At 61.3% G+C, this 12,713-nt stretch carries 12 protein-coding genes and 1 pseudogene; 11 read left to right on the forward strand and 2 right to left on the reverse strand.

From position 1 onward, the window contains the following. Positions 1-895 (reverse strand): annotated as a pseudogene (locus tag AC1D1X_RS05210) (AAA family ATPase); the annotation flags it as partial. 268 nt (positions 896-1,163) lie between these two features. Between AC1D1X_RS05210 and AC1D1X_RS05215 the strand changes: the two are divergent. Together AC1D1X_RS05215 and AC1D1X_RS05220 are read left to right on the forward strand one after the other, a co-directional pair. Then, positions 1,164-1,910 (forward strand): pseudouridine synthase, encoded by a 747-nt coding sequence (locus AC1D1X_RS05215; RefSeq protein WP_477667934.1) that lies wholly within the window; start codon positions 1,164-1,166, stop codon positions 1,908-1,910. Positions 1,911-1,989: 79 nt separating this feature from the next. Further along, positions 1,990-2,583: a putative pterin-binding protein gene (locus AC1D1X_RS05220; RefSeq protein ID WP_457280071.1), complete on the forward strand. Its 594-nt coding sequence runs from the start codon at positions 1,990-1,992 to the stop codon at positions 2,581-2,583. Between the two features lie 118 nt (positions 2,584-2,701). Here AC1D1X_RS05220 and AC1D1X_RS05225 read toward each other — a convergent pair whose 3' ends face one another. Then, positions 2,702-3,508 (reverse strand): alpha/beta fold hydrolase, encoded by an 807-nt coding sequence (locus AC1D1X_RS05225; RefSeq protein ID WP_477667933.1) that lies wholly within the window; start codon positions 3,506-3,508, stop codon positions 2,702-2,704. Between the two features lie 141 nt (positions 3,509-3,649). Between AC1D1X_RS05225 and AC1D1X_RS05230 the strand changes: the two genes are divergently transcribed. The 9 genes from AC1D1X_RS05230 to AC1D1X_RS05270 all read left to right on the forward strand — a co-directional run. Beyond that, the gene (locus tag AC1D1X_RS05230; RefSeq protein ID WP_477667932.1) at positions 3,650-4,666 is read left to right on the forward strand and encodes a YVTN family beta-propeller repeat protein; all 1,017 of its coding nucleotides are present in this window, start codon (positions 3,650-3,652) and stop codon (positions 4,664-4,666) included. 142 nt (positions 4,667-4,808) lie between these two features. Then, positions 4,809-5,666 (forward strand): polysaccharide deacetylase family protein, encoded by an 858-nt coding sequence (locus tag AC1D1X_RS05235; RefSeq protein ID WP_477667931.1) that lies wholly within the window; start codon positions 4,809-4,811, stop codon positions 5,664-5,666. A gap of 5 nt (positions 5,667-5,671) precedes the next feature. Beyond that, positions 5,672-6,628 carry a sterol desaturase family protein gene (locus tag AC1D1X_RS05240; protein ID WP_477667930.1) on the forward strand — a complete coding sequence of 319 codons (957 nt, stop codon included), beginning with the start codon at positions 5,672-5,674 and terminating at the stop codon, positions 6,626-6,628. Positions 6,629-6,784: 156 nt separating this feature from the next. Beyond that, the gene (locus AC1D1X_RS05245; protein WP_477667929.1) at positions 6,785-7,711 is read left to right on the forward strand and encodes an EI24 domain-containing protein; all 927 of its coding nucleotides are present in this window, start codon (positions 6,785-6,787) and stop codon (positions 7,709-7,711) included. Positions 7,712-7,735: 24 nt separating this feature from the next. Beyond that, a complete protein-coding gene (locus AC1D1X_RS05250) occupies positions 7,736-8,560 on the forward strand; it encodes a competence/damage-inducible protein A (RefSeq protein WP_477667928.1) in 825 nt (274 codons plus the stop codon). A 227-nt stretch (positions 8,561-8,787) separates the two neighbouring features. Next, positions 8,788-10,203, forward strand: coding sequence for a type I glutamate--ammonia ligase (glnA, locus tag AC1D1X_RS05255; protein ID WP_431097519.1), 1,416 nt, complete (start codon positions 8,788-8,790; stop codon positions 10,201-10,203). 181 nt (positions 10,204-10,384) lie between these two features. After that, complete coding sequence (locus AC1D1X_RS05260) at positions 10,385-10,918, forward strand: hypothetical protein (protein ID WP_477667927.1); 534 nt, start codon at positions 10,385-10,387, stop codon at positions 10,916-10,918. Positions 10,919-10,959: 41 nt separating this feature from the next. Then, on the forward strand, positions 10,960-12,069 hold the full coding sequence (glnL, locus tag AC1D1X_RS05265) for a nitrogen regulation protein NR(II) (protein WP_477697932.1): 1,110 nt from the start codon (positions 10,960-10,962) through the stop codon (positions 12,067-12,069). A 94-nt stretch (positions 12,070-12,163) separates the two neighbouring features. Continuing rightward, positions 12,164-12,713, forward strand: a 550-nt coding sequence (locus AC1D1X_RS05270) for a response regulator (RefSeq protein ID WP_477697933.1), incomplete at its 3' end; no start/stop codon positions are given.

Genomic DNA, 12,713 nt, shown 5'->3' on the forward strand with positions numbered 1-12,713 from the left:
CATGCACCCACAGATTGCGATGCCAATCCAGGTGAAAGAGATGCAGGTAGCAGTGCAGCGGCACCCGCTCAAAGCCCTCGGCGATGCCGCTTTTGCGCCAGAAGGTCGCGTCGGCCGTGGTGTCGAACTGCCGCTCCAGCAACTCCTCGTCGTTCACGCAGCGCGCGTTGGTGCCGGCCTGCAGCCGCCGGCATTCCAGTTGCGGCCGGGGGCTGTCGTCCGACATCCAGGCCGCGCCCGAGATGGTGAACTGCGCGCCGAACTTCGGCTGCAATTGCATGAAGCGTTTGGCGTGCGCTTCGTATTCGGCCTTGAACTCGGCACATTCCTTGTAGAAACCGTCGCCGGTCATCAGTTCGGGGATGGTGTGGTTCTCGATGTCGTCAGCATAAAAACTGATGCCGTAGGTCATACCGGTGCGCCGCATGCGCGGGTCGGTGATGGGCTCGCGCCCAGCGGCCTGCACGGTGTTGGCCAGAAGGCCGATGACCACGTAGGCCGAGCCGTCGGTGGGCTGCACATAGCGCATCGAATGCACCAACCAGGGCAGCAGCACGCCGTCTTTGCCGCGTTTGTAAAGCCAGCCATCGATCATGTCGCGCGATAGCCAGGCGATCAGGCCCGGAATCAGCTGCTCCAGGCTCGGGATCTTGCGCGCAGCCGGCGCGGCGTGGATGTTGTCCAGCGCCAGCATTTGAAACATCAACTCGCGCTCGTTGGCCGCCCGGCACAGGCCGTACAGCGTATTCAGCGTGGTGAGGTCAAAAAGGCGGCTGGGTACCACGCGTTTGCCGCGCGACATGCCGTGCTCGCTCAGGCGCCGGGCCAGCGGCGACTCCGCGTTGATCATCCCCAGCAAGGTGTTGGCCAGGGATTCCGGTATTTCAAATTCCATGAGTCTCTTTCGCCGTCTCTCTGCCGTTGTCTGTTTTTTGACCGTTTTCCGAAAAAGATCATAGGACGCCGGCCCCTGGAATCGCTTGACCGCAGTCAACAGGCAGGGCGATCTGGCTTGACTTGGGGAGGCCATGGCTGAAAACGCGCGCACAGCTGGCCGGTGTGGCTCGAAACGGCCAAAGTGGCAATTCTGGCCATTCGGCCTGCGGTTTCCCCGGCTGCCTGCCCGTCGCTGCCTCCCGGCGACAATAGGTCCCATGGCAAGCATGCAACTTCAAGAAATTCTCTTCTCTCAGGGCTTTGGCACGCGGCGCGTGTGCGCGGGGCTGGTTCAACAGGGTTTTGTGGCTGTAGCGGGCGTCCCTTGTGCGGAACCAGCTATGGAATTTATAGCAGAGGGGCTGCACTTTACGGTGCAGGGCGTGGCCTGGGAGTACCACGAGAAAGCCTACCTGATGCTGCACAAACCGGCGGGCTACGAATGCTCGCAAAAGCCCAGCACCTACCCCAGCATCTACACCCTGCTACCGGCGCCGATCCGTCAGCGCGGCGGTGGCGCAGCGGCCGGCGTGCAGGCGGTGGGCCGGCTGGACCAGGACACGACCGGCCTCTTGCTGCTGTCGGACGACGGCAAGTTCATCCACCGCATGAGCTCGCCCAAGCACCATGTGCCCAAGGTTTATGAGGTGAGGGCCAAGCACCCGGTCGACGACAAGCAGGTCGCCAGGCTGCTGGCCGGCGTGGTGCTGGACGACGACCCCAAGCCCGTTCGTGCGGCAAGCTGCGAAAAGACCGGCGAGAACCAGCTCAGCCTGACGCTTACCGAAGGCAAATACCACCAGGTCAAGCGCATGATTGCCGCGGTGGGCAACCGGGTCGAGGACGTGGGTGGCCTGCACCGTTCACGCATTGGTTCGCTGGATTTGCCGCCTGACCTGAAACCCGGCGAATGGCGTTGGCTCACGGCGCAGGACATGGCCAGCATTTCAGCGCCTTCGGTCAAAACCCCCTGAAACCGGTAAAAAACCTGATCCAGACGCGGCGGCAAGCGGTTACGCTGCCAGCTTCGCAAAAAGCAAACCCGGAGGAAACATGAACCCACGTCGTCAATTCCTGAATGCCGCCGCAATCGGTGCCGTGGCCGCACCGTCGCTGGCCTTGGCGCAACACGCGCCCAAGGCGTCGCGAGGCCCGATCCTGTTGACCGTCAGCGGGCTGATCGGTGGGGGCAACCGCGGCGCCTTCGACCCGGTGCTCGACCAGATGATGGGCAAGCAGAAAATCCAGTTCGACAAGGCCCATGTCTTTGACTTTGCCGCACTCACGGCGCTGCCGGCCGTCACCATCAAGCCGACGCTGGAATACGACAGCAAGCCGCACACCCTGAAAGGCCCCTTGCTGGCCGATGTCATGAAAGCTGCCGGCGTGAAGTTGACCGACAAGACGACGCTTTTCCTGCGCGCCGTGGACGGCTACGCAGCCCAGGTCACCGCCACCGAGGCTGGCAAATACCGCTTCATCGTTGCCACCCATCTGGACGGCCAACCCATGGCGCTGGGCGGGCTGGGACCGCTTTGGGCGGTGTATGACGCGGACCGCTTTCCCGACATGGCTGCCAAGCCGCTGCCGGCGCGCTTTGCCTGGTGTCCCTGGGCGACGTACCACATCGAAGTCAAAGAGGCTTGAGCAGCACCTGCGTCGCGTTGAAATGACGGTTCAGGCCTTGTTTTTAAATGAAATCGGCCTGTAAACCAATAGGGACGAGCGCAAGCAGCTATGAAAAACGTAGCGACTACCAAACGGCTCAATCGATGTCTTTGAGAAAGTCAGCGATCGCTTCAACCGTTTTTTCAGGCTGATCGCGCTGGGGTGAGTGCCCGCAGGCGGCCAGTCTCAGTTGCCGGGCATGGGGTGCTGCCAGTGCAATCTCGTCCAGCTGCCGCATGCTGCCGTACTCATCCTCAAGCCCCTGGATGAGCAGCAGCGGGGCCGCAATGCGCGCGCAGTCCGGCCGGATGTCAAAGCTGCGAAAGGCCGGCGACAGCCAGACATCGTTCCATTGCCAGAAAGCGACGTCCACATCAGCGTGGTAACGAGCCAGGCGCTCGCGCAGGCCGCCAGACTCGAATGCAGCAGTCGCTTGGGCGATCGCCTGCACCGCGATGTCTTCGACCAGCACGTGTGGCGCCATCGCGATGCAGGCCGAAACCGGATGGCGGCTGGCGTGGAGCAGGGCGATGCTTGCGCCGTCGGAATGGCCGAGCAACACGGGGTTTTCAACCCGCAGCATACCCAGCAGCGCGGGCAACACCTCCCAGGCCTCGCGGTGCATGTAGTCGGGCAGCAGGCGGCCGGTGCATTGGCCGTTCTGCTCTGCCGGTTCGCCGCGTACGTTTGGTACGGGCTCTGACTGCCCGTAGCCGCGTCGCGAATACACAATACCCGCCCGTCCGGTTGCCGTGCACACCGCCTGGGGCCAGTCCAGGCCGCGCTGCGTCCAGAGGCTGACCGAGCCCAGGCCTTCATGCAGGAAAACCACCGGAGCGAGGTCGACGCGCCCGGCGATGTGCCTGACCTCCAGGCGCGCGCCGTTGATCTCCATCAAATTCATCGTTGCATCGTAAAGGATGTAAACGATTGGGCGAATCTGGCGTTGGGAAAAGGGGCCGCAGAGGACTTTTGGGCACCTTTACGCATTTGCCATCGCTGACGCCCGGTACACTAGCCGGTTGCACGTAGAAAGACCGTTTTTGTGAATGTTTTCGTCCGTTTTGCCGCCGCCTGGCTGCTTGCCCTTGCCGGTTTGGCATGCTCCACCGCCTTTGCCCAGACGGCCGCCGCTGGTGCCGCACTTTCGGGAATCACAACGCCTGTTTTTGTGCTGAACTCGCTCGAAGACAGTGTCAGCGTGATCAACCCGGCCACCTGGACGGAAACCAGACGCATTGCCACCGGCAAGCAGCCGCATCACCTGTACCTCACGCCCGATGAAAAGTCGGTGATTGTTGCCAACGCGCTGTCGGACTCGCTCACCTTCATCGACCCGAAAACCGCTGAAGTGCAGCGCACGGTGCGCGGCATCATCGACCCCTACCAATTGCGCTTTTCTCCCGACATGAAATGGTTTGTCACGGCCGCCAACCGCCTCAACCACATCGACATCTACAAGTGGGACGGCAAGGACATCACGCTGGCCAGGCGCGTGGCCACCGGCCGGACACCGAGCCATCTGTGGATAGACACCAAAAGCACCACGGTTTATTCGACCATGCAGGACAGTGACGAGCTGATCGCCATCGACCTGCCCAGCCAGTCCATCAAGTGGCGCGTCAAGACCGGATCCATACCGGCCGACGTGTATGGCACAGCCGACGACAAGCACCTGCTGGTGGGCCTGACCGGCGGCGACGCCGTCGAGGTGTATGACGTGAGCGGAGCGCAACCGCAGCGCACCAAGGTCATCAAGACCGGTGCCGGAGCGCACGCGTTCCGCGCCTTCGGCGACAAACGCCATGTGCTGGTCAGCAACCGCGTGGCCAACAGCATCAGCAAGATCGACCTGCAGACCCTGGAAGTGGTAGACAACTACCCCGCGCCGGGCGGCCCTGACTGTATCGACGTGAGCCGCGACGGCAAGCAGATACTGGTCACATCGCGCTGGGCACGCAAGCTCACGGTGATCGACGTGGCAAGCCACAAGATCGTCCGGCAGGTCAATGTTGGAAAGAGCCCCCATGGCGTCTGGACGCTTGACCACGCCGCTAGATAGGCCCCCACGCTCCCCCACTTCGTGTGGGTCGCTGCCCCCCGGGGGGGCCGCTGCGCCTGCGGCCCGGCGAAGCCGGTTCCGCGGCCCCGGCTTGCTTGAAAAGTCCCCGCCGACCGCCGCTACGGCTGGTCTGTTGCAGACGATGCTTGCTATCGTTTTTGTAGCTGCTTGCGCTCATCCTGTATGGGCTACAGGCAAAAACAATGCACAAAAATCCGCACAAAACGCGCCGCAGCCGGCCGAAGCGGCCTGCAAACCCGTTTACCTGACGCTGGACACTGGCCACATGGCTGTTGCGCCGCTGATGGCTGACGTGCTGAACAGGCACAAGGTCAAGGTCACCTTTTTTGCCGCCAATGAGCGCACGCAAACCGGCGATGGCAGCCTGGGCACACAGTGGGCTGGCTGGTGGAAGGCGCGGGCGGGTGAAGGCCACGAATTTGCCTCGCACACCTGGGACCACGTTTACTGGCGGGGCGATGTACCCGGCGCACCCGATACACCGGTGCAGTTCAGGATGCGGCCTTCTGCGGGCCCGCAGGAAGGCAAGGACTTCACCTGGACGGCGAAGCAGTACTGCGAAGAAATCGGCAAGTCCAGCAAGCGCCTCGAAGAAATCACCGGAAAAAAAACACTGCCGCTCTTTCGCGCGCCGGGCGGCAAGACTTCGCCCGCGCTGCTGGCAGCGGCCAAGTCCTGCGGCTTTGAGCATGTGGGCTGGTCGCCCGCCGGTTTCCTGGGTGATGAGCTCGCCAGCGAGAGGTTCGGCAATGATTTCCTGCTGAAGAAGGCGCTGCGCGACATCCGCTCCGGCGACATCCTGCTGGCCCACCTGGGCATCTGGTCGCGCAAGGACCCCTGGGCGCCTGCCGTGCTGGAGCCGCTCATCACCGGCCTGCAGTCGCGGGGCTTTTGCTTCAAGACCCTGGCTGAACATCCCCAGTACAAAGACTGGATTGCGTCGCAGGCCACGCCGGCACCTGCCAGGCCTTCAAAATAAGCCACATGGACTGGTTCAGCGATCTCTTTTCAATGGCGCAGCAGTGGCTGTTTGAGTCCGCCGTGCAGCCGGCCATGTTTGCGCTGGGCATGGGCAACCTGCTGGAAGACGGCTACGACGCCACTGCCTGGTTCATGGTGGGCGTGATCCAGGTGCTGATCTTGCTGGCCATCGTCGGCCCGCTGCAGCGCTGGCGGCCGGTAGAGCCCGTGCTGGACCGGGCCACCATACGCACCGATGTGCTCTACACCCTGATCCACCGGCTGGGCCTGTTTCGCATCGCGCTGTTTTTCACGCTGGACCCGTGGTTTGACGAGGCGTTTGGCGCGCTGCGCACGGCCGGCTACGGCACTTTTCATTTAGACCAGCTCTGGCCGGGTGTGACGGACAACGCCCTCGTCAGCTTCGCGATTTACCTCGTGGTGTTTGACTTTGTGGCGTACTGGACGCATCGCGGCCAGCACCAGATCGAGTGGTGGTGGCGCCTGCATTCGCTGCACCATGCGCAGCGGCAGATGACGATGTGGAGCGACAACCGCAACCACCTGCTGGACGACATCCTGGTCGACTCCATCGTCGTGCTGGTGGCCCAGCTCATCGGCGTGGCGCCGGGGCAGTTCATCGCCATCGTGGCCTTTACCCAGCTCAGCGAAAGCTTTCAGCATGCCAATGTGCGGATGTGGTTCGGGCAGGTGGGCGAGCGCCTGTGGATCAGCCCGCGCTTTCACCGCTTGCACCACAGCATCGGCATTGGCCACGAAAGCCATGGCCCCAAAACGCTGGGGGGCCACAACTTCGGCGTGCTGCTCCCTTGGTGGGACATGCTGTTCCGCACGGTCAATTTTGAGCAGCGCTATGACCCGACGGGCATTCGCGACCAGGTCGAAGCCAACCGCGACTACGGCAAAGGTTTCTGGTCGCAGCAATGGATGGGCCTCAAGCGCTTGTTTGGCCGGGCCTGAAGCATGAGCCCCCACGCTTTTCACTTCGTGTAATGCGCTGCCCCCCCGAGGGGGCCGCCCGCCTGCGGTCTGGCAAAGCCGGTCCCGCGGCTCATGCTGGGTTGAAGACATCCGCCGTGTTTTCGGTAGCCATGGGGCTGCGTTATCCTGTCGGTCATGAGCAAACTCCTAGACGCCTTCTGGCGCGCCGCGATGTATTGCCTGCACCCGCGGGTCATTGCGTTGTCCGTCCTGCCGCTGATCATCATGGTGGTGATCTCGCTCGGCCTGGGATTTTTTTTCTGGAACGATGCCGTGGAAGCTATCCGGTCGCAGATCGGAAGCTATGAGCTTGTCGGCACGCTGGTGCGCTGGCTTGAGGGCCTCGGCCTGAGCGACCTGCGCACGGTGCTGGCTCCGGCGTTGTTGCTGTTCCTGGCGATCCCCGTGATTGTGATCGTGGCGTTGCTCTTCGTGGCACTGCTCATGACACCGGCCATGGTGGCCCTGGTGGCTGAACGGCGCTTTCCCCAGATGGAGCGCAAACGGGGCGGTTCACTGTTCACCAGTTTGTTCTGGTCGCTGGGCTCGACCTTGCTGGCCGTGGTGGCGCTGGTCGTTTCGATTCCGCTTTGGCTGATTCCCCCGCTGATCCTGGTGTTGCCCCCGCTGATCTGGGGCTGGCTGACTTACCGCGTCATGTCTTATGACGCCATGGTGGACCACGCCAGCAGTGAAGAGCGGCGCCAGATATTCAAGGAACATCGCCTGCCGCTGCTGGCGATCGGTGTGTTCAGCGGCTACCTGGGCGCGGCACCCAGCCTGCTGTGGGCCTCGGGCGCGATGTTTGTAGCCATGGCGCCCATCCTGGTGCCGGTGGCCATCTGGATCTACACCCTGGTGTTTGCGTTTTCCTCGCTCTGGTTTGCGCACTACACGCTGTCGGCCCTGGAACAACTTCGCAAGAAAAATAATGCCCTGGCGCCCGACCCGCTTGCGCAAGCAGCTATTGAATCGATAGCAAATGAGCTGGCCCCCGATGCCCTCCCCGGGCCGGCGCCCAGCTTCGGTTCGCTGGGCGGCAAGCCCGAATCACAACCCTGAACCCATTACCTGGCAAGCCTGAACATGACCCCACAATTCGGCCTCATCATCGTCGGCGACGAAATCCTTTCCGGCAAACGAGCCGACAAACACCTGCCGAAAGCCATCGAACTGCTGGGTGCGCGCGGCTTGCAGCTGGCCTATGCCGACTACGTCGGCGACGATCCGGCGCGTATCACGGCCACGCTGGCACGCGCGTTCGCAGCGGCGCATGAGAACGGCGACGTGGTGTTCTCCTGCGGCGGTATAGGGGCCACACCTGACGACCACACCCGGCAGTGCGCCGCCAGAGCGTTGGGCGTTGACCTTGCGCTGCATCCCACGGCCAAAACACTGATCCTCGAACGCATGGCGGATGTGGCGAAAGAGCAGGGGACACCCTACGAGCCTGACCGCGACGACAACATCCACCGCCTGAACATGGGCGTGTTTCCGGTCGGCGCGGAGATTATTCCGAATCCGTACAACAAGATTCCGGGCTTTACCTGCCGGGCGGGGCAGGGGGCGGTTCACTTCGTTCCCGGCTTCCCGGTGATGGCCTGGCCGATGATTGAATGGGTGCTCGACAACCAGTACGCCCACCTGCACCAAAAATCGCCTTACACCGAGAAGTCGGTGATCATTTTTGGGTCCATGGAGGCCATGCTCACGCCCCTGATGCTCGATATTGAAGCGGCCCATGCGGGAGTGAAAGTGTTTAGCCTGCCCAGCGTGGATCACCCGGAATATGGCCGCCATATTGAACTGGGCGTCAAAGGCGCGCCCGAGGCGGTCAATTTGGCCTATCCGGCCATGCTGGCCGGGCTGCACAAATTTGACCTGAAGTTTGGCCCTGAGTTGGTGCGTTGATTTTTTGCACCAATCTTGTGCGCCCATGTTAATGCACGATCATGGTGCATTCGTTGTCGGCCGGTGTTTTTTGCATTTTCAGCCTGCCAAAGGCTGGAACTGAAGCCAGATCACGGCACAATCCGGGGCTTGGCGGGAAACTGAAGCGCCAATGTCTGTGGCACAAAAAGTGCATTCGACAGCCCGAATAGATTTTTCAACCACCCATCCAGCAACAGGAGATTTTGATGGCAAAGACCGTCGCAGACGTCATGAAAATGGTCAAGGAAAACGAGGTCAAGTTTGTTGACTTCCGTTTTACCGATACCCGGGGCAAAGAACAGCACGTGACCGTGCCCGTGTCCCACTTTGACGAAGACAAATTCACGTCGGGCCATGCATTCGACGGCTCCTCAATTGCCGGCTGGAAGGGCATTGAAGCCTCCGACATGCAACTGATGCCTGACCCAAAGACGGCCAACATCGATCCGTTCTTTGAAGAAACCACTCTGTTCATGAGCTGTGACGTGCTCGAGCCCGCCGACGGCAAGGCCTATGACCGCGACCCGCGCTCCATCGCGCAGCGCGCAGAGGCTTACCTCAAGGCTTCCGGCCTGGGCGACACCGCTTACTTCGGCCCTGAGCCAGAGTTCTTCATCTTTGACGACGTGCGCTGGAACACTGACATGTCGGGCACCTTCTTCAAGATCGAAGAATACGAAGCACCCTGGAACTCCGGCGCCAAGCTCGAAGGCGGCAATCGCGGCCACCGTCCTACCGTCAAGGGCGGCTACTTTCCCGTGCCTCCTGTCGACAGCACGCAAGACATGCGCGCCGAGATGGCCCTGATCCTCGAATCGCTGGGCATCCCCGTCGAAGTGTTCCACCACGAAGTGGCCGGCGCCGGCCAGAACGAAATCGGTACCCGTTTCAGCACGCTGGTTCAGCGCGCCGACTGGACCCAGGTCCTGAAATACGTCGTGCAGAACGTGGCCAACGCCTACGGCAAAACCGCCACCTTCATGCCCAAGCCTGTTGTCGGCGACAACGGCTCCGGCATGCACGTTCACCAGTCCATCTGGAAAGACGGCAAAAACCTGTTTGCCGGTGACGGCTATGCAGGCCTGTCTGATTTCGCCCTGTACTACATCGGCGGCATCATCAAGCACGCACGTGCCCTGAACGCCATCACCAACCCAGGCACCAACAGCTACAAGCGTCTGGTTCCTGGCTATGAGGCGCCGGTCAAGCTGGCTTACTCGGCTAAAAATCGTTCGGCATCGATCCGCATTCCTTACGTTGCCAATCCAAAGGGCCGCCGTATCGAAGCGCGTTTCCCCGATCCACTGATGAACCCTTACCTGGGCTTCTCGGCCCTGATGATGGCCGGCCTGGACGGCGTGGAAAACAAGATCCACCCAGGCGAAGCCGCCACCAAGGATCTGTACCATCTGCCACCCGAGGAAGATGCAAAAGTGCCAACCGTTTGCCACAGCCTGGACCAGGCGCTGGACGCGCTTGACGTGGGCCGCAGCTTCCTGACCAAGGGCGGTGTGTTCACCGACAGCATGATTGACGCCTACATTGAACTGAAGATGGGTGAAGTGACCCGCCTGCGCCAGGCGACCCACCCCATCGAATTCGAGATGTACTACTCCCTGTAATCAGGGGGGCGAAAGCCCAACCGCTTACTGTTTATTTACACAGTTTGTGGTCAAAAAAGGACGGCAGATGCCGTCCTTTTTTATTGCCCCGGCCGGTTGTGGGTTTGCTGGCTTTGTATTTCGGCGCCTTTGCCGCATACTGATAGACCGTCCTCGCCCTTATTGGGCATCGGGAGTACCTATGAAACACACCTTATTGCTTTCTACCTTGTCGTTGCTGCTGGCTGGCGCGGGGAATGCTGCATGGGCGCAGCAGGTATACCGCTGTGCAGGAGTCGGGGGTGCGGCCCCTGAATACATCAACAACACAAAAGACGCCCAAACCCGGAGCTGCAAACTGTTGTCCGGCGGCAATGTGACGGTGATGCAGAGCACGCCGGTGCCCAAAGCCGCGGTTCGCGTGGCTGCGGCCGCAGGCTCTAGCGGCCCGCGCACCGATGGCAGCCCCGAACAGCGGGCCCGCGACAACGATTCGCGCGCCATCCTTGAGGCCGAACTGAAAAAGGCCGAAGCCAAGCTGGCCGAGCAGCAAAAAGAATTCAACAACGGCGAACCTGAGAAACAGGGCATTGAAGGCCGTAACTACCAGCGTTACCTGGACCGCGTGGCCGAGCTCAAGGACAGCATCACCCGTAACCAGAGTGATATTGCCGGCCTGAAGCGCGAAATTTCCCGCCTGCCTGGCCCCCCGCCTGCTGCGCTCGTCGCCAATTAAACCAGCGCGGCAAGTCCCAGTAAGCCGGCTTCTGGAGGAAAATGGACGGCTTGAACAAGCCCTCCATCCGCGTCGCTTTATCGTCCGTCCCGGTCAAAGGACTTCCCCCGCGCTTTCAGGCGTTTGACCTGCTGGCCACGCTGGTGGCAGTGGTGCGTACCAACGGCACCGTGGTGTTTGCCAATGCCGCGCTGGAAGATGCGCTGGGCACCTCGCGGCGGACCATTGAAGGCTCACAGCTCCCCGATTGCTTTACCGAGCCGCTCATTTTGCAAAATGCGCTGGAGGGTGCGGGCAGCAATGAATTTGCCGCCCTGCGTTACGACGCGTGGCTCAGGCGCCTGAACCACGAACCGCTGCCCGTGCATGTGGTGGTGGCGCAAACCGACACCCCGGGTGAGGCGATTGTGGAGCTGCTGCCGCTGGAGCAGCAAGCCAAGCAGGAGCGCGAAGAACGCCTGATCGACCAGGCGCAGGCCAATAAGGAGTTGATCCGCAACCTGGCCCACGAGATCAAAAACCCGCTGGGCGGTATTCGCGGCGCTGCGCAATTGCTGCAGATGGAAATCGGCAAGGACCTGACCGAATACACCCAGGTCATCATCCATGAGGCAGACCGGCTGCAGACGCTGGTAGACCGTTTGCTGGCCCCGCACCGCCGCCCGCATCTGGTGGGCGATGTCAATATTCACGAAGTGTGTGAGCGCGTCCGCTCCTTGATCCTGGCGGAGTTCCCAAAAGGTTTGWGGGTTACGCGCGACTACGACATCTCGATTCCTGATTTCCGCGGAGACCGCGAACAGCTCATTCAGGCGGTGCTGAACATCGCACACAACGCCGCGCAGGCTTTGGCGGAACGGGTCGCGGCGGGCAATGCGCACATCACTTTCAGGACAAGAATCGCCAGGCAGGTAACTTTTGGCAAGCAGCGCTATCGCTTGGCATTGGAATTGCATGTTATCGACAATGGACCGGGTGTGCCGGACTCCATCAAAGACCGCATTTTCTATCCGCTGGTATCCGGGCGGGAAGGTGGTTCGGGGCTGGGGCTGACATTGGCGCAAACCTTTGTCCAGCAACACCAYGGTTTGATTGAGTGCGACAGTGTGCCGGGCCGTACAGATTTCAAGCTGCTGATACCGCTGCCTTGAAATGTGTTCTCAGCCATGATTGATACATAACGCGATCGTGCAGAGGGTTCCAGAAAGCCCTGCATKGAAAGCACGAAAAAAGGGACTGCACTACATGAAACCGATCTGGATCGTTGATGATGACCAGTCCATCCGGTTTGTTCTGGAAAAGGCCCTGCTCCGCGAGGACCTTCCTACGCGCAGTTTCACCAATCCCCGCGAAGTTCTCGCCGCACTGGAAAGCGCGACGGAGGATGAAGGGCCGCAAATTCTTGTGAGCGACATACGCATGCCGGGCGGCTCTGGTCTGGATCTGCTCGAAAAGGTCAAGGAAAAGCTCCCCGGCCTGCCAGTCATCATCATGACCGCGTTCTCCGACCTTGACAGCGCGGTGTCCGCCTTCCAGGGCGGCGCCTTTGAATACCTGCCCAAGCCGTTTGACCTGCCAAAGGCGGTAGAACTCATTCGCCGCGCAGTGGAAGAAAGCCAGCGCGAAGAGGTGGCTGAAGAGCGCATGGCCTCCGCGCCCGAAATGCTTGGCCAGGCGCCGGCCATGCAGGACGTTTTCCGCGCCATCGGACGGCTGAGCCAGAGCATGGTGACTGTGATGATCACCGGTGAGTCCGGTTCAGGCAAGGAATTGGTGGCGCGTGCGCTGCACAAAC

The organism is Polaromonas sp. P1_G4 (assembly GCF_056405475.1).

Bases quoted from the DNA above. Each gene is read 5' to 3' on its own strand.
- AC1D1X_RS05215 (WP_477667934.1), top strand. From the start codon at position 1,164: ATGCAACTTCAAGAAATTCTCTTCTCTCAGGGCTTTGGCACGCGGCGC.
- AC1D1X_RS05220 (WP_457280071.1), top strand. From the start codon at position 1,990: ATGAACCCACGTCGTCAATTCCTGAATGCCGCCGCAATCGGTGCCGTG.
- AC1D1X_RS05225 (WP_477667933.1), bottom strand. From the start codon at position 3,508: ATGAATTTGATGGAGATCAACGGCGCGCGCCTGGAGGTCAGGCACATC.
- AC1D1X_RS05235 (WP_477667931.1), top strand. From the start codon at position 4,809: ATGCTTGCTATCGTTTTTGTAGCTGCTTGCGCTCATCCTGTATGGGCT.
- AC1D1X_RS05240 (WP_477667930.1), top strand. From the start codon at position 5,672: ATGGACTGGTTCAGCGATCTCTTTTCAATGGCGCAGCAGTGGCTGTTT.
- AC1D1X_RS05245 (WP_477667929.1), top strand. From the start codon at position 6,785: ATGAGCAAACTCCTAGACGCCTTCTGGCGCGCCGCGATGTATTGCCTG.
- AC1D1X_RS05250 (WP_477667928.1), top strand. From the start codon at position 7,736: ATGACCCCACAATTCGGCCTCATCATCGTCGGCGACGAAATCCTTTCC.
- glnA (WP_431097519.1), top strand. From the start codon at position 8,788: ATGGCAAAGACCGTCGCAGACGTCATGAAAATGGTCAAGGAAAACGAG.
- AC1D1X_RS05260 (WP_477667927.1), top strand. From the start codon at position 10,385: ATGAAACACACCTTATTGCTTTCTACCTTGTCGTTGCTGCTGGCTGGC.